Below are 21,163 nucleotides of genomic sequence, written 5' to 3'. Positions count from 1 at the left end.
CGCTGAGGAAATGGCGATGAAGCGATTCGTGGTAGGAGAAGCCCGAGATCAAAGCACGTTGTTCCCCGCGCTTTTGGACGACTTCATCGCAGACGATAACCCGGTCCGTGCTATTGAGGCGTTCGTGGAGGGCCTCGATCTCAGAGGGCTTGGTTTCAAGGGCGTCGATCCGCATGCGACAGGAAGGCCCGCCTATCATCCCGCTGTACTCCTGAAGCTCTATATCTACGGCTACCTCAATCGTATCCAGTCGAGTCGTCGCCTGGAGCGCGAGACGCAGCGTAATGTCGAGCTGATGTGGCTGACGGAGCGCCTGACACCGGATTTCAAGACGATCGCAGACTTCCGAAAGGATAACGGCGAGGCCATCCGCCGTGTCTGTCGAGAGTTCATCGTGCTTTGCCGGCGGCTGGACCTGTTCTCACAAGCCATCGTGGCCATCGATGGCAGCAAGTTCAAAGCCGTCAACAACCGCAACCGAAATTTCACTGCGACCAAGATGAAACGTCGCCTTGAGCAGATCGAAGAAAGTTTCAACCGGTACCTTGGTCAGCTTGATGCAGCCGACCGAGATGAGCCTGCTCTGGCCGAGGCCAAAACAGCGCACCTGAAGGAAAAAATCACGAAGCTCCGGGAAGAGACTGCACGATTACAAGCAGTTGAGGAGGAGAGGTTGAAGTCTCCCGATCAGCAAGTATCTTTGACGGATCCAGATGCCAGAGCGATGGCCACCAGTGGCAGAGGTACCGGAAATGTGGGTTACAACGTACAGACTGCGGTGGATAGCCAGCACCATTTGATTGTGGCCCATGAGGTGACCAACGTCGGGCATGACCGGGGGCAGCTCTCTAATATGGCCAAGCAAGCGCGGGAGGCCACTGGCATCAAGGAGCTGAAGGTCGTGGCTGACAGAGGCTACTTCAAGGGCGAGGAGATTCTGGCCTGTCACAAGGAAGGGATCACTACCTATCTCCCCAAGCCGCTGACATCGCCAAGCCAGGCAAAGGGCTTTTTCCCAAGAGACGCATTTCGGTATCTCCCTGAGAGCAATGAATATTCCTGCCCCGCTGGACAGCGGCTGACATGGCGGTATGAAACGTTAGATAAAGGGATGAAGCTGCATGCTTACTGGAGTTCGGCATGTGCAACCTGTGCCATGAAAGAAAAATGCACGACTGGCAAGCAACGACGGATCAAGCGCTGGGAGCATGAAGATGTGCTTGAAGCCGCACAGTCACGCCTCGATTGGAATCCAGAGATGATGCGCCTAAGGCGACAAACGGTGGAGCATCCCTTTGGCACGCTGAAGGCTTGGATGGGGGCGACACACTTCGCGACAAAGCGGCGCAGAAATGTGAGCACGGAAATGAGTCTTCATGTGTTGGCGTACAACCTGAAGCGTGTCATAAAGATCTTGGGAGTCAATGGATTGATGAGGGCTGCGAGGGCGTAACAGCCCTTTTCCCATGTTTTCAAGGGCCATAAGGGTGGGATAGGTGCTTTCTGATGGTTTCATGATTTCCAGATCTCACTCCAGCATCAGTCGGCAATCATCCAAGCAATGGCTTGTGTGGACTCAACAGGAAGCTGAGGGGGAAGGTTCTGGCGTCAGACCAGATTTTTTCTGTTTTCACACGGCCAGGACCCTAAGCGGCCATGCAGGCAAAGGCAGCACGATTGTTCATCGGTGTTATGTAGCGAGCGTGATGATTGGTGTTATGTAGCCAAGATATACTTAATTTGTTGGTTTTTCAGTAGGTTAGAGATGGTTCTTCGTGCAGCATAACATTATTGAACGCGCAGGCGCGTTCATCCTTGTTATCGCGCACGCTATCTAATATCACTGTTAGCTGCCCGTCATATCTAGCCAGGAATTTATATGAGCAGAGAATTCCCTCAATGGGAAAAATATGAAAGGCTTGTTGCTCAATTGGTTACGCATCAGATTTCAACAGAATACTGCGTGACACCTAATGCATCCATAAAGGGAAAAATTAGTTCACGTAAAAGGCAGGTCGATGTGTTAATTGACTACAGGCACGATACAGACAATCGCAATCGAATTGTCATTGACGCTAAAGTTAAGGAGCGGCGCATTGATGTCAACGATGTGGAAGCTTTTCTTGGATTGATGGAAGATGTTGGGGCTACGCATGGGTACTTAGTTTGCCCAAACGGTTATACGGCGTCAGCAGAGCGCAGGGCGCAAGAAGCTGTTTCACTTCGATTATTACCATTGGATAGGCTGGAGGATTTTGATCCATCTACATGGCCATCTTGTAGTTCAACGTCTCGCTGTAAAGGAAAAGTATTTTGGAATGGTTACCCGTCAGTAGATATGCTTTTGGTTCCTCTGGAAGCGGGATCCCATTCGACAAAGATGACTTCCTATGTCCATTATGTAGGTATATGTGATAGGTGTCGTAATTTTCACATTAAGTGTATTACATGTGGCTCTATACTTACTCCTTCATATGACGACGAGGAAGATATCGGTGCTCAATGTCAGTGTAAGATGCCTTGGTTTTGGCTAGCCTCGGTTGAAAGTGACGATCATGGTGATCAGTCTGCGGAGCTTCATCTAATTGAGGGTGTAAAACAAAGCATCAGGACTGTGAGTCGGAGAACATTGTGAGTAAGAAGCATTCAGCTAACAAGCGCATGTTGTCGGACTGGTTTACCGCTGCGCTCCAAACCAGCCTCAAATGCGGGCGTTATGCGTGATTTAGCCACCATCACGCTCAAAAATTTAATTGGTGGTTATACTTAAGGAGTGATTACGATGCAAAATACTAATAAAGGTTGTGGATGCTCTAAGGATGCAAGAAATACAAAACTTGATGAGGAATACCGTAAGTCAGGGAGGAAGAGTATTCTTAGTCAGATCGAGCGAGAGGCACGAGAAGCTTTAGCAAGTTTACCTGGTGAAAAAGAATTGGAAAAAACAAGCAAAATCGGTCGCCAGCTAATTGGGCGACTATCTGACTTGTATGTTTCAGCTTCATTAGCTTCAAAGTGGGAAGATGAAGAATTAGAAGCATTTATCAATGAGATGGCTTGGGTCAAACATGTTTGTGATGTCCAGGTTAGTTATATGGACAATTCAGATAGGCCTGGTGCATCCGGCTCGAAGAACTGCGTAAAAGTATATGATGAGTGCATTGATAATCATGGGTGCGATGATAGTGGATGGTTCTGCGTATGTTGCGCGCCGTGTAGTATTAAATACTCAAAATGTATTTTGACCGGTGGGCTTTTTGAAATGTCATCGTACAATCAATTTGCCTAACAAAGCATTGCACCGGACTCCGCATACTGGCGCGAATTTTTGCAAAAAATACGCAGAAATCGCACCAGTATGCTCCGCCGGTGAATGCGGCGTTAGTGGCGTGGTCTCGTCTCTTTTGGGTGGCTATGAGTCAAGGACTTGGGGAAAATTGGAACCAAACAACGGCAGCTCTCGTGCTGGACGAAACATCCAGAGTCGGCGCCCGGCGTGGCGACTGAGATTATCGCAATTCAGGATAAGAACAAACTAAACATCTGAGACACCTGGAATTCACTTAAATACTGTTTTCTCCATTTCAGAGGGGAGGAAGCTCGTGGTTATTTTCGTGCAATCAGACTGGTGTATGAAGAGGTATTATAGCAACGAACAAGTTGCCAGGCTAAATACTCCTGGCATGCTAGTATGTATTGTAGGCTATTTGTATATTATCTAGAAAACCAGCATGTTTAGGGGGCGAAATGATCGATAACTGCGACGCATACAAAGATATAGCTAATAAAATATCAAACGCAGAGGCAATTCTTTTTCTTGGTGCCGGAGCTTCACTCACATCAAGCCGAAGCGATGGAAATTCTCTGCCCACCGGTAATCAGCTTAAGCATTTAATTGCAAAGTGTATGTCGTTAAATATAGATAAAGATGATTCGCTGGCAGATATAGTAGCTGTTGCAGCTCAACGACCTGAAGAGCTTTCCAGGATATTCGAGCAGCAGTTTAAAGGCTGTACACCATCAGAAGAGTATAAAATAATAAGAACTTATCCGTGGAAGCGAATATATACACTTAATATTGACGACTCCTTCGAGAATACAGGTGATAAATCACCTGGCTATTCACAAGGGCTAAGAGTAACGCAAAGGAATGATTACCTTCCTTCAAAGGAAAGCCTAGAATCTGTTTGCTATGTAAAATTAAATGGCGATATTAATTTTCCCGATAATGGTTATATATTTACACCGGAAGATTATGGAGAAGAGTCCGCCAATGCATCTAATTGGTACGATGAGGTGGGAAGAGATTTTGCAAGAAACACCTTCATTTTTATTGGAACACAGCTTGATGAGCCTACCTTTCAACATATGGTTCAGAGATATAAAAACAAAATATCTGGACCCTACAGCAGGTCTTACTTAGTTGTTCCAAATATATCAGATGCAAAAAAGAGACGATTTGAATCGGAGAATATTTATATAATTAAAAATAACTTAACGGAATTTATTAATGAGCTATTGAAAAGAATCCCAGATGGGCTAAGTGCTTCTTCAGTTATAGATAAGAAATATCCATGGTTAACAAAAAAAGGCTTATCTACGAGGGATATAGAGATATTATCGGAAATATCGATTATATCACCTGAGACCTTGAAAGGTCATAATGTTCCAGACCATCAGTTTCGTGAGTTTTACGAGGGATTTAAGCCTACATGGGAAGATATCATAGACCAAGTTCCTGCGCAACTCAACTTCCTTAAGCCTATAATGGAATACGCGAATAGCGCAAAGCCTGGGAAACTGATTGTATTGAAAGGAAATGCTGGCTCTGGAAAAACCACCACACTCATGCAGACTGCAATTAGCATATCTAAGACCTACAGGGCTTATTATCTAAAATATTCAAGCGATCTTAAGAAGGCGGTTCGGCTAATAAATGAAATAGAGCCCGGAAATTATTATATATTTATCGAGAGAATTTCACCCTTTATTAATGAGATCAGAGATCTTCAGAATAGCAAAACTCTTTCGAGAGTGATAATTGTATCCGCAGAGCGCAGTGGTGTATGGGAGTCACGCATAGTTGAGCACCTAGAGGAAGACAGCTACGTGCTTTTTGATGTTTCACGGATTGAACGGGAAGATGCGGCTCGGATACTGACCAAACTAGAGCAGTTTGGTGATTTTTCTAGATTGAGAAAAATGCCTGAGAAAAAAAGAATTAATGAGATATATCAAAAAACTAGTGGCCAGCTTCTTATTGGACTACTTGAGGCAACTACTGGAGAGGGTTACCAAAATCTGATACGGAAAGACTATCATAATCTTAGTGAAGATTCAGAAAGGCACTTGGTTGCTCTGATAGCTCTAGCAACAGCAAATAGCTCTCGTTCAGCGGGTGAAACTATTTCTATTGCTATGCAAGATCTTGGATTTGATAAAAACCTTGGAAATTATTATTTGTCCCTTAAAGGCATTGTTGTTAAGAATAAAAACTATTTCGAGCTGCGACATTCTGTATACGCGGAAACCATTCTGAAAAACATAGTCGATAAAAACAAACTGACGAACGTTATACTTGCTTATTTAAAAGCTTTCTCGCATTTTACTCCGCCAGTCGTTTCTGGTCTTAGTCGAAGCGAGCAGCTGGTTTTTAAAGCATTAATAAATGCAAAATATCTTTCTTCGCTTCTGGTTACTAAGCATAGAGTTTTGAGTGTTTATAAGTATTGCGAGAAGCTTTATGAGCAAGATGGATTATTTTGGCTTCAATATGCACGGGCCCTGAGAATGCATAAAGATCATGAGGGGGCATTCAAAAAACTAAAAATTGCCAAAGAAGTATGGGGTAGTTCCGCTCAGATTATGCACGCATTGGCTCAGCAAAAAATGATTATGGTGTTGCTTAAAAAGGTGCCAAATCCGTTGGAGATGATGAGCGAGGCCGTGGGTGAATTCCGGCAATTAGAGTCGATGGAAAAAATTGTAAAGGCCTACCCGATTGTCACGCTTGCTGAGTGCCACGTTCGGGGTGCCTTCTTGCATGAGGGTGTGGATACAGCTCTGGGTTTGGCGTCAAAATATCACAGAGAGATAGGTCAGTATATGAAGAAACATCCTGAGAATTCACGCCTCAAAGAAAGCAGTGAAAAATTGATGAGGTTTTACACTACCAAGGATATTGACTCAATTAAACCGGATTTTGATGATATTTGAAGATGCGGAACTTACTTCAAAGTTCCAGCCACTAACCAAGCCAATCACGGCGACAGCTTTTCCGTTGCGGCTTCGCCTCCACTGCAAAGCTGCGCGTGTTGGCGGCGTTATAGCTCATGATCAATTATCGAACCTATCCAGCAATAATGGTGGCGTCAGTTTTGGCGATTACCTATTCAGTGTCTATTGTATTTTCCATTCTATGGCCTGAAATTTGTTGGTTACCAAGAATTGGGGGAAGTTTGGTAGGTGTCGCTGTGGTTGTACAAGGTTATGTAGAGGTTAATGAGAAGAAATTTTGTGCGCCATGGCGTTGGGAGTTGAGCCGCAAGCAATTTTATCTGCACTTTGCAAACACCTCTGCGGTTATTGGTACTATTATCTGGACGTTTGGGGATCTTTTCCCTCAAATACTTTGGTTCCCAAATACACCATGTACTGGGTAAGGCTATAACAAGCGGCTGTTGTCGCCCCTTCGGGGCTGGGACGGCCTTTCCGCGGCTTCGCCGCTACAAGCCCGCCCCAAAGCCGGGAGTTAAAACTAGGGTGCTTTTGTGCAAGATTCGTTAGTGTTAACAATATTTGCTGGTGTTGCAGTTTTTGTAGTCAGTCAGTTTTTCATGAAGTTTGTTCTGGATCCGGCAGTTGCGCTGAAGGAAGTACTTGGTGAAATGAGCCATTTCTTCCTCCTTCATCAGGCGAAAATAACCAATGCTCATGGTAGTGACGAGCTTCAGCAGGGGGTAAAGAGATTATCTGCCCAGCTTCTCGCTAAAAAGGAAGCCATTCCCTGCTATACCGTGTTCTCTTGGCTGCTGGGTCTACCAAAAGAAACGGCATTGATAGAGGCCGCAAAAGAACTCAATCAGATTTCTTACCACTTAATGCAAAATATGCCGGATCCGAGAGGAAACAGCGGGCTGGGTAGCCCAATAGTAATCAACAGATCAATGCGAAGGATCCAAGAGCAAACAGGAACACGAGTATCCTATGAGTAGCTGGGTTGCGGGGACAAGTTTTAACCAGTCGGTCAACCGGACGCCAAAAGCGTGCCGCTTTTGGATCCCTCCGCTGCGCTCCGGCGCCGGTTACCAATAGCGTTATATGAGGACCCACTAAAAGTCCGGTTTTGGCCGGTTTCTGCCTGTTAGTAATTTTTTTATTAGCTTGTGTTTCCCTGTTGCCGGTTCCTGAAAGAATCTTTCACCCCAATAGCCGGCCCCATCTATTGAACGCAGCTACAGCGGCTCCTGCAAGGTGGTTTCGGCCAGGATAATGCGACGAATTTGGGCCATTCTGCCCCCTTCAATCGCGCAGAATATTTGCGCTCCCACAACCCCATGTTGCAGACAATTCTGGCCGATTTTCGACTGTTCTAATTGTCTGCATTAGTTTAATTTTTCCTATGATGTCCGGTTCATGAGCCACCAGGTTGCCTTCCTCAGGCGATCAAGCGCCGAAGCGTCGGACCGCCCTAAAGGAACTACAAGGCCGGTGTTCAGCGCTGGTGTCAAGATCAGCGAAGCCGGCAATTCTCTCCCTCGATGTTCAGGGTGGTGGGGCGGTGAGGCAGCCGATCCAGCATTGTTGTGGTACCTGATCCGTACGCCCGCTAATGTGGGAGGAGGAGCGCGGTGAGGCACCGTGCGATCTCAGCCACCGTGGCAACGAAAGTAGTGAGGCGCTTGAACAGCGACGGGACATGAACGACAACCGCTACACGTTTGAACCCATTGGGGTGATACGTTCCCCGCTGACCAGTCGCAAGGAGGCGCCCCGCCAGGGAGATGAAGGGGCTCCGGAGGCGTGGCTGGAGCTTATCGCTCCGGTGGCGGAAGGGCTTGACGGCATTACGGCCGGCGACGAGCTTATCGTTCTGACCTGGCTTCACCGCGCGCGCCGCGATGTGCTCAAGGTGCATCCACGCCGGAGGCGCGAGGCGTCGTTGATTGGCGTCTTCGCGACACGCTCGCCGGATCGCCCCAACCCCGTGGGGCTGCATCGGGTTGCGGTCCTGGAGGTCGCCGGGCAGAGGCTGAGGGTTGCGCCCATGGAGGCAATCGACGGGACACCGATCATCGACATCAAGCCTGTGCTCAGAAATATCGAGGAAAGGTGAAGTATCTGCTACTGATCGACCAGAACGAGACCGTCATGCTGACCCCGCGCAAGGAAGAGATGGGCCAGATGCACACCGCCTACCTGGCCTACACCGAGGCGATGCACTGTATTGCTGACGGTGTTTGAGGGCTTTGCTGATGAAAAAAATTCTATTCCTCGTGGTTTCGCATGTGCTGGTTGGGGCGGTGGGGTTCGCCATTGGTATCTACACGCTACCCATCCTGATCGCGCCGCCGCCACCATCGGTGGAGGAGCTGGAGACGGCCAGCCAGCAGGCCGTATACACAGGGGAGTTCCAGCGTGACCTCGAGGGCAGCGATCTGCTGCACTGGGGAGAAGGTCGCGTGTCGGTTGGACGCCAGAGCATCGTCTTCGTTGGCAAGCTCGCTCCGGGGCCAGACTACAAGCTGTACCTCTCGCCCGAGTTCGTCGACACGGGGGCAGAGTTCGAGCGTCTCAGGGAGCACATGGTGCGGGTTGGCGACGTCAGGACCTTCGAGAATTTCCTCGTCGCCGTGCCCGAATCGGTGGATCCGGCGCGTTACAACACCGTCATCGTATGGTGCGAGTCGTTTGCACAGTTCATCACAGCCGCCCGCTATCGATAGTCGCTGGGCTTTCCCAGTCCGGTAGACACTCCGGCGCTCGAGCCAGTCGAATCCTGTCAGCGTTCGAGGTGTCCGCGAATCAACCGCACAAGACTCCTCTCGCCTGGCCGGAAGGTGCTGTTCACCACGGCAATGTCCCCGGCATCGCTCACGGCAAGCTTGCGCATCAGCATCCCCTGCAGGCTGCCGTTGAATCCCGGATCCGACGCCCCGCTGTGCGGCACGATCTCCGGCGCAGCGAAGTGTTCACCGCCATCCGTTGAACGCGTCATGCCGAGCCCTCGGGACCGATGGCCCGGACGGGGGAACAACTCCCAGAGCACATACAGGTTAGCGCCTGAAATCGCCAGCGACGGAAAGCCGACGCTGGCGAACCGTTCGGCATGCGCGCTGGAAATGTCCTCCGGCGCGCGGAAGCGCTCGCCGGCGCGTGCCCGGGTGTAGCGAATATGCGCCCGTTGCCAGGGGCCGTCCGGACTTTCTGCGTACACCAGGTGCACGATATCGTCGCCGTCCACTGCGAGTTTCGGCGCGTCCGCATGTCCACCGGTCGCGTCCACGGTACGGGGCGCCTCGAACGACTCGCCCCGGCTGTCGGAAACCGTGTAGCGAATATCGGCTGCCGGGTCCTCGCCGACGGTCCATGCCAGATGTACCCGTCCGTCGCCGTCCACGGCGATACTCGGCGCGCGGGCGGGGAGGTCGCCACCACCGGCGATATGCTTCGGCGCCGAGAAGGTGCGGCCGCCATCGCTGGAACGGCTGATCCGCAGCCTGCCTTCATACTCCGTCCAGGCCACCCAGACCTCCCCGTCGGGCCCTTCCGTCAGATCCAGGCTGCCGTTGTCCCAGCGCCGGGTGGTCAGCCGTCCCTTGCCTGCTCCGTTCTGCGTGTTGGAGAGATTGATCGGCGCGCTGAACGTCGCGCCGCCGTCTTGCGAACGGGCGAACAGGATCTCGCCGCCGTGCGTGCCACCCGAGAAGATGATCTCCTGCCAGAGCACGTAAACGCTGTCCGGTGTGTTGGCGGCCATGACCACGCGCGGGAGCCAGGAGAACGTATCGGCGCTGCGCGATATGTTGGTATGAGCATCGAGTTGCGGTTCGCCGTCGCGGTCGTAGCGCTGCAGGAACACCTCCTGCTGCGCCTGGTCGGCCCAGACGACCGCTGCCATGCCGTCCTCGTGCAACGCTACCGAAGCGTCATCCACGTAGCGGAAATCCGACGCGTTCATGCGCCAGGGGCCCCTGTGGGCCTCTCCGGTGGCCACCTCCAGGGCAGCGTGCCAGACGATGTCGGTGCTTTCCCCGGACTCGGCCACCGGCGACAGTAACGCCAGCACCAGCGCGATGACAGCGCCGGCGGTGGCCGGCGGTATGCCGCGGCCACGCGAAGACGACACCCTCGCCCGACACTGGTCCTGATACTCCTGCATCGCTGCTTACCCGGTACGGAGTCAATGACAGCCTCGACGCGCTGCTGCCGTGGCAGTGGAAGGCGACCCTACCGATCTGAATCAGCCCCGAACAGCTGGGATTCGTGGATCGCTCATGCACATCGCTGCGTGGTTCGTGTCCTGGCTCATGCCATCAACGCCCTGTGGCTGTGCTCCAGCTGACGCTGGGCCTCGGCCAGCGTGTGGGTCTTGCCGCTCCAAGGCAGACGCTCGCCTACGTGGTAGATGTGGTACTCGTCCTGGCATCGGTCCTCGTCGTCCAGGATCTCGTAGCGGTGGATCTCGTCGCCGAACTCGTTGCACCACCAGTCGGCAGGGAACTTGGTCCAGTACATGACATCACCTCCACTGGCGCCTCAGCGCCAGGATGCTCCAGTTCACAACAGCGCGCTTGCACTCGGCTTTGATCTCGTGTGCTTGGCGGGCTTCACGCGCCGTCTCGAGCTCGTCGATCATGCTGATATCCCTTGCGCACTGCCGACGTCGCCATTCGGATACATGCAGAGACCGTATGGAAACATTCAGTAACATATAGTCTAGTAAAATTGCATCAGTTTGCCCACTAGAATCTTGAGCTTTCATACCTCACGGCTTGAAAGGCTGATCTACCACGAGACCTCGCGGGTGCGCCAGCGCATCAACGGCGAGCAGCACTTCACGCCCTGAGCGGCGCTCAGCCAAAGGTGCCAGCTTCCTACGACTTTTTTCTCAGGGTGCGACTACGCATGCCGAGGCATCCTTTAGTAAGCTTGTTGTAAATGAATGTTTCCAGTCGGATTCCCATGGTATCCCGATGGAGGCATGCCGGCGGCCCACGACCGCCAATAGGGGAGGGGGCCAATGAGCGGTACCTCCCAGCGGTAGCGTGCCCGAATTCCTCGATATTCCCTTATCCCAGAGGGCTGCGCACGCCGGCATAACGCGCAAGCGCGCGAATCCTGCATAGGCAGCCGAGCTATACTTAGGTATTGGCGAAATCAATAGGTTAGGGGAGAAGAAGCGCGCTCGATAACATTGTTGAACGTGCCGGCGTGTTCATCCAAAATCAGAGCGTGCAGCCTAATCATTGTTATGCATATCAGGACGTTCTATGTCGTTAGTAATTCACCGGCTCACTACTCATGACATTGAGCTAATGGAGGCCCTGTCGACGATGTTCGGCGAAGCCTTCAACGATGTCGAGACCTATGCTGGGAATCGTCCAAGTGCGGGCTACCTTCGTCGGTTGCTCGGGGGCGACTCTTTTATTGCGATCGTAGCCTTGAAGGATGGAAGTGTCGTTGGTGGCATCGCCGCCTACGAACTTCGAAAGTTTGAACAAGAACGCAGCGAAATCTACATCTACGACCTAGCAGTTTCTACGGCACACAGGCGGGAAGGAATCGCGACGGAGTTGATCGAGGAACTGAAAAAGGTATCGATGGAGCGCGGTGCATGCGTGATTTTTGTGCAAGCTGATACGGGAGTTGAAGACGAGCCCGCCATCGCGCTGTACACCAAGCTTGGAACCCGTGAAGATGTCTTACACTTTGACATTCAAGTCGAGGCTGGGAGCGACACCGCATAACAAGGCGCTGCTGTCGGACAAATTTTCCGCTGCGCTCAAAATTTGCCACAGAGCGCAACGTTATGCGAAAAAGGAGGAGCTGTGCATCAATTAGCAGCCCAGTGGATTGTGGGGTTACTGGGAGATAGGAATATCCCCTTTCTGATCTGTGGTGGACTCGCTGCAAAGGGATATGGGTCTGAGCGTGACCTGAATGACATTGATCTTTTCGTTCCCGGCGAACATTTTTCGTCAGTGGTTCAGGCCGGCCAAGAATTTGTATCCAAGGCCGCCGCTCACCGCCAGGAGGAAGGCTGGGATCTAACCTACGTCCAGTTCAAGTATGAGGGTATCAAAGTGGAAGTGGGCAACGCTAACGGTCCACGAATCTTTGATTTAGGCAGCCAGACCTGGATCCCGCTCAACATAGATTTCTCTCGTTATAAAACAATACACTTGCTGGGCCTAGATTTGCCCCTTATGTTGAAGCAAGATCTGGTCCGGTATAAATCTGCGCTCTCGCGGCCGGTAGATATCGAGGATATCCGTGCCATCGGAGAAAGCGCATAACCATGCCATGCACCGGATGCCAAATCTGCTTCGCACCAGTTTGTCACCGGTGATGGCGGGCGTTAAGCACCCGAGCCGAGTGACCCACGAACAATGGATGAGAATCAAATACTGTTTACAATTCACGGGCAATTTCTACAATCTGGTTGCGAAGCCATACATTAGCAGGATCATAATGCTGCCTTTCATGCCAGATAATAGATGGCGTGAAAGGCTGTATTTTTATAGGTAGTTCGAGTATTTCAATAGGGACTGACCTGGCAATTCGATGGGCCAATCTACGTGGAATGGATAGGATCAAATCACTTTCGGCCACAATCATGGGAGCAACCAAGAAGTGAGGGGTTCGTACCGCAATTCTCCTCGTGAGTCCATGTTGCGATAACGCGTCATCCACGGCACTCCTTCCTTGCCCGGTAATAATCACGGACAGGTGCGACAGCGATACGAAATTTTCGAGAGTTAGTTGTTCGGCGACTGCCGGATGACTTTTGCGAACGACACATACAAAATCCTCATCATAGAGTGGCCGACAGTAAAACCTTGCAGGTAGCCCCTGAAAAGAGCCAATCGCCAGATCGGCGCCTCCCTGAGCAATTAAATCTACGTTATCGCCCGCTGGTGACGGCATGACCAGATCAATCCCGGGCGCCAACGACGCAAGTTTAGAAACCAGCGCAGGCATCAACAACAGGGCCAAATGGTCCGCTGTTGCAATTGTGAATCGTCCTGATGCGGTGCTTGGATGAAATTCGGAAGGTGCGACGATTGCTCGTGCATCATCAAGCAGTTTGGTCACCGATCCTGACAATGCTATCGCTCGTGGCGTTAACTCCCATCCATTAGCTGTTCGCACCAGAAGCTTGTCGTTTAATAATCGGCGCAAGCGACCTAAGCCCCGACTCGCTGCAGGCTGGCTAAGCCCTAATCGTTCGCCAGCACGAGTGACGCCGCCCTCCTTCAGCAATGCATCAAACAGCTTGAGAAGATTCAGATCAACCCCACTTAAATCCACTTTTTGCATGCCCGAAATTCCCCTCATGCATTTTTAATATGCAAGTAGACTATATATCATTACTCGCGACGAATCCATCAAGTTTCTTAACCAGGAGAGGAATAATGAGCACTACCGAATTGTATGTTGTGACAGGCGCTACAGGCCGCACAGGGTCTGCTGCAGCGAACACGTTACTCAATGCCGGCAAACGTGTGCGCGTTGTCGTGAGAGATGAGTCACAGGGGGATACGTGGGCGGCCCTCGGGGCCGAAGTCGCTGTGGCCGATTTCACAGACCACATTAGCTTATGCAAAGCCTTTTCTGATGCGGACGGTGCGTATATAGTCAGTCCCCCGCAATATTCGTCAGACAAGCTTTTTTCACAGGCCGAAGCCATGGCCCGTTCCATTGCGGACGCGGCCTCAGACGCGAAGTTGCCCAAGCTGGTTGCCCTTTCTTCAATCGGTGCAGAGCAACCAGGCGGCACAGGCTGGATCGCCATGAATCGTATGCTTGAGGAGTCTTTAAGCGGTACAGGAATACCGGTAACATTACTGCGTGCAGCCTACTTTATGGAAAACTGGGGGGCGCTCGTTAAAATCGCTGTAGAACAGCGTCAATTACGCAGTTTTCTTTCGCCGTTGAATCAAAAGTTTCCGATGATCGCAACAGAAGATATCGGCCGCATAGCGGCCGAATCTCTCTGTAAAAATTGGGACGGTGTGCGAATTATTGACCTGGAAGGTCCCGCCAGGTATTCCCCGAATGATATCGCGGAGCACTTATCCCTGAAACTCGGAGAAGCGATACAGCCTGCCTCAATACCGGAATCAGACTGGGCGCTATCGATAGCTTGCCAAGGTTTTTCATCAGCGGCCATTTCCGGATTTATTGAAATGACCCAAGGGATTAACTCTGGCCATATAGCCTTCCATGATAGATTGAACATTGAGCGTCTTACGGGGTCCGTAAAGCTTGATGCGGTGATTGATGCACTGGCTGTAGGGTAAGAGCCTCTCTCCTACTGGAATACAGTATAATGCCAAGTGATCGGGCATGGGGCCGTGCCCGATCACACTCGTTCCAGAGACAAATGAGCGATTGTATTTATGCTGTCAGTTCGAGAAAAATGCATCCCCAGAGAAAAATATTACCCTTGGTAGAAATCTTCTGATTGAATATGAAACCTTTGCAAGGATTTGTGGGGCGCAGTCAGACGAAGAGCCCGGTGAGTTGCGTTAGCTGTACGGCGCTTAACAAGTCACTGTTGCCGGACAATTTTTCCACCGCTCCGCGGCTCCAAAATTGCCGCAAAGCGTTGGCGTTAGAACACAAGACTATGAAAGACATCCAAAGCTTGATCGACAAGATCCTTCTCATAGGAATCACGGTGCTGGATCAGAGCAATCAGCCGATAGCTCAAATTCAGGTGTTCGGACCTATCCAAAGCGTCGATGCGGATGGCATTGTCATCAAGCGCAATGGCACGCAGGCTGAGTTCGTGATCCCCCCAGACTTTGAGAATCTGTCACCTGCTGAGCCGGGTGAGTATCGGCTCCGGTCTACAGGAGAGGTAGTGGTAGACCCAGATTACCTCTCGTCATGGACCGTACACTGCGGCAGTCGAGATGAGCTAGAACAATACTCAAAGTTTTGGTTTAGGGGCTATGAGCGGCAGTGGTTTTAACAATTTTCAGCGGTTGGAGCTTTCCGTTGCGGCTTCGCCTCCACTCAAAAGCTGCGCGTGTTGGCGGCGTTATAACATAGAGGTATTCATGCGTACAATTTCAGCTTTGTTTGCGTTAGTGCTAGTTTCTGGCTGTTCTGCAAAATACATGCAGAATGATCTATCCGTGCCTGATTCTAAGTTATCAAGCGGAAAATCTGTAATTATCGCAACGCCAATGAATGGGCGCTACGGCAATGAAAATTACCAAGTATCAGGTGAAATGACAGCTAGCGCGACACGCGCAGCGTTTTCTCGGTACTCAAACAGAATTATCGTGTCGTCATCTTGCAGCGACATCGACTGCCTAAAAAATCAGCAGTCCTTTGATTACTATGTGGTTCCAGAAATTCTTCATTGGGAAGATAGAGCCACGGAGTGGTCTGGTCTGCCTGATAGAGTCGAAATAAAAGTAGCAATTTACGATGGCGAAACTTTTGAAACTTTAGCATCAACAATATTTTCCGGAAAAAGCAAGTGGGCTACTTTTGGTGGGGATCACCCGCAAGACCTGCTGCAGGAACCTCTAAATTCATACATTGAATCGTTGTACTAATTTCTAACTATGCGCTCACATCGCTCGCTTTACTTTCCCGATTTTATCGGGGGAGGATCGCTGGTTTTCCGCAGCGCTATAAACCAGCCTAAAAGCACAGCTCTTGCCCATGGAGGGGGGGCAAAAGCTCACCCCCGGGCAGTGTTGCCACATGGATAACAGAGCTGGCTCTGTGCTCCCACGAGTTTCTCGATGATGGCGGCATGTTCGCCGAAGAAAGACGCCGAGGCCCGCCCCTATGGGGTCAGACCCCAGACTCATCGCCAGGCGTGTAATCGTGCACGTGGCGAGCGGATTCGACGCCGCCGGGGTCTGACCCCCTAGGGCCTCCCAGCGCTGGAAGCCCACCGCCAAGATGCTCTCAACATGCTGATTTTTCAGTAAGATACTTGGGGATCCCTCAGGGGCTGACCCCTAGGGCCTCCCGGCGCTGGCAGTCCACCGCCAAAACACCCTCAACATGCTGATTCGTCAGGTCGGTGACACCCGGTTGACCGAGACGATGCTGCCGCTCCAGATCATCTCGTAGTGGGCGGTTTGCACGATGGCCATGACCGGCCTCGGGGTCATGAGGCCCCAGCAGGTCGCCCCGGGAGCGCGTACGGAGGGGTAGCGCAGTCCCGGCGCCCCATCTTCCTTGAGCGCCAGCCCCAGCCGGCGCGAAGCGCTGTAGTCCACCGGCGAGTAGATCGGATGCTCCCTGGGGATCGCCAGGCCATCCACCATCCCGGCCTCCTCGACATCACACGCCAGGCCGCGGAACACGAAGCGCTCGAAGCTCAGGTCGGGGACATTGCGCCAGTACGTCTCCTGGTGATGCCGGACCTCGGCCAGGGCCGTGTCGATGGTGTCCCCCAGGTACAGGACGCCGAAGCTACCGTCACTGAAGCGCGAGCCATCGAGGTTCACATGGGTGAACGGCGCCACCGCGTAGGAGCACCCGCGGATGCCGAAGGGGATCTCCTCGGTCGGGATCAAGTTGAGGTTGCCGGCTTCATTTTGCAGCCGCGGGTTGGTCAGCGCCTGCAACGCGTAGAGCGCCTCGAATTCATCGGCATTGGCCACGTCGTCGAAGACGCTGATCGTCGGGAACTTGGAGTTCACCAGGCGATAGGCGCACCGTTCCCCGCCCGGCATCCGGGGCAGGGCCCCCAGGTTCACCATTGAGCGCCCCGCAGGGCCTCGATCCGCTTGAAGGTCTCGTAGAGGGACACGAAATCTCCTTGCGACATCACCTCCAGCGGCGTGCGGCCATGGAAGAAGGTGTTGTGGTTGGCCATGGCCATGAAGCCGTAGAGGTTCTCGGGGTTGTCGAAGATCACGCGCAGCGCCGAGTGGATGTTCAGCACCAGGCTGATGCGGGTCAGCTGATCGGCATCGAGGCTGACCTCCCACTCCGGGTCGCGCCGCTTCGCCCGCGCATAGGTGCTCCGGGAGACACGCAGGATCGCCGCGCCCTGCTCACCGGTCGCCCCCCACTTCTCCAGAATCGCGACAACGGCCTTCAGCCCGGTGGCGGCGGTGGACTTGCTGTGGGCGGTGTCTTCCATCACGCTCATGACGGCGCCCTCCTTGTGTCTATAGATACTACCATAGACAAAATGTCTCTCGAGATACAGCGTCAACCACCCGGCTGCTAGGCTCGCTTCGACCGCGCCAGCCAGCGCCTGGCGATGGCGAAGGCCGCCACGTAACAGGCGGCCCCTGCCGCCAGGGCCGCACTCTGGCCGATATGGATGGACAGCAGCGGCGCCAGCGACGCCCCCAGCACCGAGGTGAAGCCGTTGATGCCCCATGCCCAGGGAATCCAGCGTGCCTGTCCGGCGAGTTGGCGCAACGCCCAGGGGAAGGGGCGGCCCATGGCCCAGGCCAGGGGCAGCAACAAGGCGACCAGCAGCGTAACGCGCCACGCCAAGGGCGGGGCACTCAGGGCATGCACGGCCAGAAACGGCACCAGGGCCAGCGCCAGACCCACGGCCACGGCGAAATAGATCCGCCCCAGACTGGCGCGGCTGGCGTCGGCCGGCGTCATGGCGCTGCCGATGCCGGAGCCGATCAGGAAGGTAGCGAAGACCAGCGCCGCGGCAAGCACCGGCTCCCCCAGGTACAGGATCAAGCGCTGGAAGACCACCAGCTCCACGACGATATAGCCCAGGCCGAGCGCGGTGAAATAACCGGCGACCGAGAGCCGATCGAAGGGGCGCTGGATCGCCGGTAACCGCCCCAGCGGCACCAGGACCAGCAGGAACGCCAGCACGGCGACGACCACGGTGGTCACCACCGACAGGATCAGGGTCCAGTCGAGATAGCTCCAGCCGCGTCCGCCCAGTTCGCGGACCAGCCGCGGCGTCTCGCCCCAGGCCAGGGAGCGCCATGGGTAAGGGCGGTCGAGCTCGGCCGGCGCGGCATGGAACAGGCGCGTGGCCGGCGGCAACGGTCGTCGCTCGAACAACGCGCGGGCGATGTCGTGGAACACGGGGGAGTCCAAGCGGTGATACCGATTGGCCTGCTCGCGGGCCAGGCCAGGCAACCAGGCGACGTCGAAGCGCCAGCGCTCGGCGAAGTCCCGCAGGGCGGCGATGTCCGCCTCGGCCAGTGGCCGCGGCGAGGCCAGGATCAGCAACGCCTGCAGGCCACGCAGCACGGCCACGTGTTCGCCCGGCGCCGCCGCCCCCTGGCGATGCAGGGCGCGCTCCAGGGTGGCCATCACGCGGGGGTAATAGCGGGGCGGGTCGTCGAGCGGCAGCGGAATGGCGAGCAGGCCGTCGGCCTCCAGCCGCGCCAGGGCGAGCGCCAGGCCGGCCACCGTGAGGACATAGTCCTCGGCGGCGGCGTCGCCTTCCTCCCAGGCCGCATCGAAGGCGATGACCGAATAGGGGCCGTCGGGGGCGGTGACCAGATGCCGCCAGGCGCCATCCTCGACCAGCGTGATACCGGCCTCGCTCGCGCCACGCGCCCGGGCGATCTCGAGCAGACGACCGTCGGCTTCCACCCAGGTGACCGCCCGCCCGCCGGCGGCGACCGGGGTCTGCCAGGCGCCGCTGCCCAGCACCAGTAGCCGCCCGTGGGGGCGCAATTGCCGGGGCAGCCCGGCCAGCGAGGCGTGCCTGTGTGCCGCGTCGACCGGCCATCGGCGCACCAGGGGCACCACCCGATCGCTGCCGACCACCGCCACGTCCACCGACGCCACGCTCTCGGTCCAGCCCAGGCTCAGGCCCGGCGCGTAGCGCAGGCTATCGGCCCGCAACAGGGTCAACCGGCCCGGCAGGCCGGAGTGGACCGCCAGGGTTTCCACCCCGGGCAGCTCGCCTATCCGCGACAAGGCCTTGAAATCCGACACGGCGGGTTCCGGCGGACGAGCGGCGGCCATCAGGGCCAGCGCCAGGCCCAGGGCACAGGCCGCCCCCGCCACCCGCTGCCCGCGAACCCACCCGATCACGCTCCCCAGGGCGAACAGCAGCACGGCGACCACCGCCAGCGCCATGGCCACCGGCACGGTCGCCAGCAGTAGCGCGGCCCCCAGGCTGCCAACGCCGCTGCCGAGCAGATTGGCCGCATACAGGGCCCGGGTACGCTCGGGCCAGCGCAGGAACACCTGGCCGATCGCCAGGCCGGCCCCATAGAAGGGCACGAAGGCCGCGAGGTCCACCAGCAGCAGACGCACCAGCTCGCCCAGGTCCCAACCGGTGAACACCGGGCGCAAGGTGACCCGAGACTGCACCACCAGCAGCAGCAGGAAACCGGCGGCGGTCACCCCCAGCCCGGTGAGAAACCAGCCATCGCCGCGGCTGAAGGGGTAGCGCCCGGCCAGGGCCAGGGTGGTGCCCGCCGCCCCCAGGCCCAGCAACGCCAGGGCAATGGCCAGCCCGGCGAAGTGGTACCAGTGGCTGAACTCGAACAGCCGCAGCAGCAGGACTTCCAGGGCCAGCAGCGCCGCGGAGACGCCGGCCACGGCCACCAGGTCGAGCCGCCCCGGTGTCGCCCGTTCCACCATCAGTGGCCACCGGTCAGCGGTACGAAACGCACCGACGCCAGGTTGCGGGTGCTCACCTCACCGTCGGCGTTCTTCTCCACCAGCAGCAGGTTCTGGACCCAGCCGGCACGGCCCACCGGGATCACCATGCGCCCGCCGGGACGCAGCTGGGCCACCAGCGGCGGAGGGGTGTGGGAGGCCGCGGCCGTGACCACGACGGCATCGAAGGGCGCGCCTGCCGCGTGGCCGTGGTAACCGTCGCCATGCAGCACGGTGATATTGCGATAGCCCATCCCCTGGAGACGTTCGGCGGCGCTATCGGCCAACTCGCGGATGATCTCGATCGTGACCACCTCACCGACGATCTCGGCAAGGATCGCCGCCTGGTAGCCGGAGCCCGTGCCTACCTCCAGCACGCGATCATCGGCGCCCAGTTCCAGTACTTCGGTCATGTAGGCGACGGTGTAGGGCTGGGAGATCGTCTGGCCGTGGCCGATCGGCTGGGGCTCATCCTCATAGGCGCTGCGTGCCGACACCCTCGGCGCGAAGCGGTGCCGGGGCACGCGTCGCATGGCCGCGAGCACGGCCTCGTCCGCCACCCCGCGATCCTCGATCTGGTCGCGTACCATCGTCGCCCTGAGCTCGACGAACTCATCGTCGTCGAAATCCGGACGGGGAGGGGCCTGCTCCGGAGGGGAAGCCAGCAGGAGCACCGTGACCTCCTGCGCGGCAGTCGGGGCACAGGCCACCAGGGCCGCCAGCAGCGCGGCGCGAATCCAGCCGGCTTGCGACGATGCCTGGACCATCGCCGGCTCCCCTTTTCGGCCCCCGGATTCAAAGGATAGGCCACGATCGACGACGGCAGCGGCAGCAGGTCCCGCGCGATCGGCCCGTTGTCAGATTTTGACGACGGGATGCTGTCGGCAATGGCTGACACGGAATGATGTGATGGCGCACCCCCAGACCGCACCGAAGCCGCTACCCTGCCAGGGTTGACCATAGAGGGTGTGCCATGAGCGTGAAACGCTGCGTATTTACATTTCGCTCAACCGAGGTCGAGCTGTTACTCACGCGTGACCCTGTCACGAGGGAGTGGCTCGCCACCATGAACTGGCATCTGGACGAGTCGCCAGAGCCGAAGGTGCACCCGATGCCGCCACTGGCCGCTACGCTCGACGAGGACGCGGCCTGGGGCTGCGCCCTGGACTGGGCGAGCCTGAAGATCGACGAAGCCTGGTTGTCCGTCATCGGTGCACACGTCGACGTGTGACGAACAAGAAAAGCCCCGGCTCGTGGCCGGGGCAACCCATCCGCAAGACAGAAACCACCTACACTCGTATCAGCCATCCGCCGGCACCAGGCAGCCATGTCGACATCGGCCGCGACGCCTGGG

The 21,163-nt window shown here is 55.2% G+C and carries 22 protein-coding genes; 15 read left to right on the top strand and 7 right to left on the bottom strand.

Annotated elements, in window-relative coordinates; all coding sequences use genetic code 11:
* Positions 1-16: 16 nt before the first annotated feature.
* From QLQ85_RS03415 to QLQ85_RS03375, 9 genes are all read left to right on the top strand, one after another.
* Positions 17-1,453 carry an IS1182 family transposase gene (locus QLQ85_RS03415; RefSeq protein WP_282737713.1) on the top strand — a complete coding sequence of 479 codons (1,437 nt, stop codon included), beginning with the start codon at positions 17-19 and terminating at the stop codon, positions 1,451-1,453.
* Positions 1,454-1,879: 426 nt separating this feature from the next.
* Positions 1,880-2,635 carry a restriction endonuclease gene (locus QLQ85_RS03410; protein ID WP_282737712.1) on the top strand — a complete coding sequence of 252 codons (756 nt, stop codon included), beginning with the start codon at positions 1,880-1,882 and terminating at the stop codon, positions 2,633-2,635.
* 147 nt (positions 2,636-2,782) lie between these two features.
* Positions 2,783-3,289, top strand: coding sequence for a hypothetical protein (locus tag QLQ85_RS03405; protein ID WP_282737711.1), 507 nt, complete (start codon positions 2,783-2,785; stop codon positions 3,287-3,289).
* A gap of 458 nt (positions 3,290-3,747) precedes the next feature.
* Positions 3,748-6,216, top strand: a complete 2,469-nt coding sequence (locus tag QLQ85_RS03400; RefSeq protein ID WP_282737710.1) for a P-loop NTPase — start codon at positions 3,748-3,750, stop codon at positions 6,214-6,216.
* A gap of 116 nt (positions 6,217-6,332) precedes the next feature.
* Complete coding sequence (locus QLQ85_RS03395) at positions 6,333-6,662, top strand: hypothetical protein (protein WP_282737709.1); 330 nt, start codon at positions 6,333-6,335, stop codon at positions 6,660-6,662.
* A 108-nt stretch (positions 6,663-6,770) separates the two neighbouring features.
* The gene (locus QLQ85_RS03390) at positions 6,771-7,214 is read left to right on the top strand and encodes a hypothetical protein (RefSeq protein ID WP_282737708.1); all 444 of its coding nucleotides are present in this window, start codon (positions 6,771-6,773) and stop codon (positions 7,212-7,214) included.
* Between the two features lie 704 nt (positions 7,215-7,918).
* Entirely contained in the window at positions 7,919-8,335 is a 417-nt protein-coding gene (gene tsaA, locus QLQ85_RS03385; RefSeq protein WP_282737707.1) for a tRNA (N6-threonylcarbamoyladenosine(37)-N6)-methyltransferase TrmO, read from the top strand.
* Positions 8,332-8,463, top strand: a complete 132-nt coding sequence (locus QLQ85_RS03380) for a YciI family protein (RefSeq protein WP_282737706.1) — start codon at positions 8,332-8,334, stop codon at positions 8,461-8,463. The genes tsaA and QLQ85_RS03380 overlap by 4 nt, the downstream gene beginning before the upstream one ends.
* Before the next feature lie 11 nt (positions 8,464-8,474).
* The gene (locus QLQ85_RS03375) at positions 8,475-8,945 is read left to right on the top strand and encodes a DM13 domain-containing protein (protein ID WP_282737705.1); all 471 of its coding nucleotides are present in this window, start codon (positions 8,475-8,477) and stop codon (positions 8,943-8,945) included.
* Between the two features lie 56 nt (positions 8,946-9,001).
* Here the strand turns inward: QLQ85_RS03375 and QLQ85_RS03370 are convergent, their stop codons facing one another.
* Together QLQ85_RS03370 and QLQ85_RS03365 are read right to left on the bottom strand one after the other, a co-directional pair.
* Positions 9,002-10,381 (bottom strand): sialidase/neuraminidase family protein, encoded by a 1,380-nt coding sequence (locus tag QLQ85_RS03370; protein WP_282737704.1) that lies wholly within the window; start codon positions 10,379-10,381, stop codon positions 9,002-9,004.
* 146 nt (positions 10,382-10,527) lie between these two features.
* Complete coding sequence (locus QLQ85_RS03365; RefSeq protein WP_282737703.1) at positions 10,528-10,737, bottom strand: hypothetical protein; 210 nt, start codon at positions 10,735-10,737, stop codon at positions 10,528-10,530.
* Positions 10,738-11,492: 755 nt separating this feature from the next.
* On the opposite strand from QLQ85_RS03365, the gene QLQ85_RS03360 reads away from it, so the two are divergent.
* Entirely contained in the window at positions 11,493-11,969 is a 477-nt protein-coding gene (locus QLQ85_RS03360; RefSeq protein ID WP_282737702.1) for an AAC(3)-I family aminoglycoside N-acetyltransferase, read from the top strand.
* A gap of 81 nt (positions 11,970-12,050) precedes the next feature.
* Entirely contained in the window at positions 12,051-12,518 is a 468-nt protein-coding gene (locus QLQ85_RS03355; RefSeq protein ID WP_282737701.1) for a hypothetical protein, read from the top strand.
* Positions 12,519-12,633: 115 nt separating this feature from the next.
* Here QLQ85_RS03355 and QLQ85_RS03350 read toward each other — a convergent pair whose 3' ends face one another.
* Positions 12,634-13,542: a LysR family transcriptional regulator gene (locus QLQ85_RS03350; RefSeq protein WP_282737700.1), complete on the bottom strand. Its 909-nt coding sequence runs from the start codon at positions 13,540-13,542 to the stop codon at positions 12,634-12,636.
* 95 nt (positions 13,543-13,637) lie between these two features.
* On the opposite strand from QLQ85_RS03350, the gene QLQ85_RS03345 reads away from it, so the two are divergent.
* The 3 genes from QLQ85_RS03345 (at position 13,638) to QLQ85_RS03335 (ending at position 15,797) form a co-directional block, all read left to right on the top strand.
* On the top strand, positions 13,638-14,525 hold the full coding sequence (locus QLQ85_RS03345; RefSeq protein ID WP_282737699.1) for an NmrA family NAD(P)-binding protein: 888 nt from the start codon (positions 13,638-13,640) through the stop codon (positions 14,523-14,525).
* Between the two features lie 347 nt (positions 14,526-14,872).
* Complete coding sequence (locus tag QLQ85_RS03340; RefSeq protein ID WP_282737698.1) at positions 14,873-15,202, top strand: hypothetical protein; 330 nt, start codon at positions 14,873-14,875, stop codon at positions 15,200-15,202.
* Positions 15,203-15,290: 88 nt separating this feature from the next.
* Positions 15,291-15,797 carry a DUF4823 domain-containing protein gene (locus QLQ85_RS03335; RefSeq protein ID WP_282737697.1) on the top strand — a complete coding sequence of 169 codons (507 nt, stop codon included), beginning with the start codon at positions 15,291-15,293 and terminating at the stop codon, positions 15,795-15,797.
* A 471-nt stretch (positions 15,798-16,268) separates the two neighbouring features.
* Here QLQ85_RS03335 and QLQ85_RS03330 read toward each other — a convergent pair whose 3' ends face one another.
* The 4 genes from QLQ85_RS03330 to QLQ85_RS03315 all read right to left on the bottom strand — a co-directional run bounded on the left by QLQ85_RS03330 (position 16,269) and on the right by QLQ85_RS03315 (position 20,576).
* Entirely contained in the window at positions 16,269-16,961 is a 693-nt protein-coding gene (locus tag QLQ85_RS03330; protein ID WP_282737696.1) for an RES family NAD+ phosphorylase, read from the bottom strand.
* Positions 16,955-17,356: an antitoxin Xre-like helix-turn-helix domain-containing protein gene (locus QLQ85_RS03325; protein WP_282737695.1), complete on the bottom strand. Its 402-nt coding sequence runs from the start codon at positions 17,354-17,356 to the stop codon at positions 16,955-16,957. The genes QLQ85_RS03330 and QLQ85_RS03325 overlap by 7 nt, the downstream gene beginning before the upstream one ends.
* Before the next feature lie 77 nt (positions 17,357-17,433).
* Positions 17,434-19,791 (bottom strand): hypothetical protein, encoded by a 2,358-nt coding sequence (locus tag QLQ85_RS03320; protein ID WP_282737694.1) that lies wholly within the window; start codon positions 19,789-19,791, stop codon positions 17,434-17,436.
* Entirely contained in the window at positions 19,791-20,576 is a 786-nt protein-coding gene (locus tag QLQ85_RS03315) for a protein-L-isoaspartate(D-aspartate) O-methyltransferase (protein ID WP_282737693.1), read from the bottom strand. Before QLQ85_RS03315 ends, QLQ85_RS03320 begins: the two co-directional genes overlap by 1 nt.
* Positions 20,577-20,782: 206 nt before the next feature.
* Here QLQ85_RS03315 and QLQ85_RS03310 point away from each other — a divergent pair, with 206 nt between their 5' ends.
* Positions 20,783-21,040 (top strand): hypothetical protein, encoded by a 258-nt coding sequence (locus tag QLQ85_RS03310; protein ID WP_282721270.1) that lies wholly within the window; start codon positions 20,783-20,785, stop codon positions 21,038-21,040.
* Positions 21,041-21,163 lie beyond the last annotated feature (123 nt).

It is taken from the genome of Halomonas kalidii (assembly GCF_030010475.1).
GTDB classification, from domain to species: Bacteria; Pseudomonadota; Gammaproteobacteria; order Pseudomonadales; family Halomonadaceae; genus Halomonas; species Halomonas heilongjiangensis.
The sequence above is the reverse complement of the archived record's forward strand: the minus strand, read 5'-3'. Positions and strand labels throughout refer to the sequence as shown.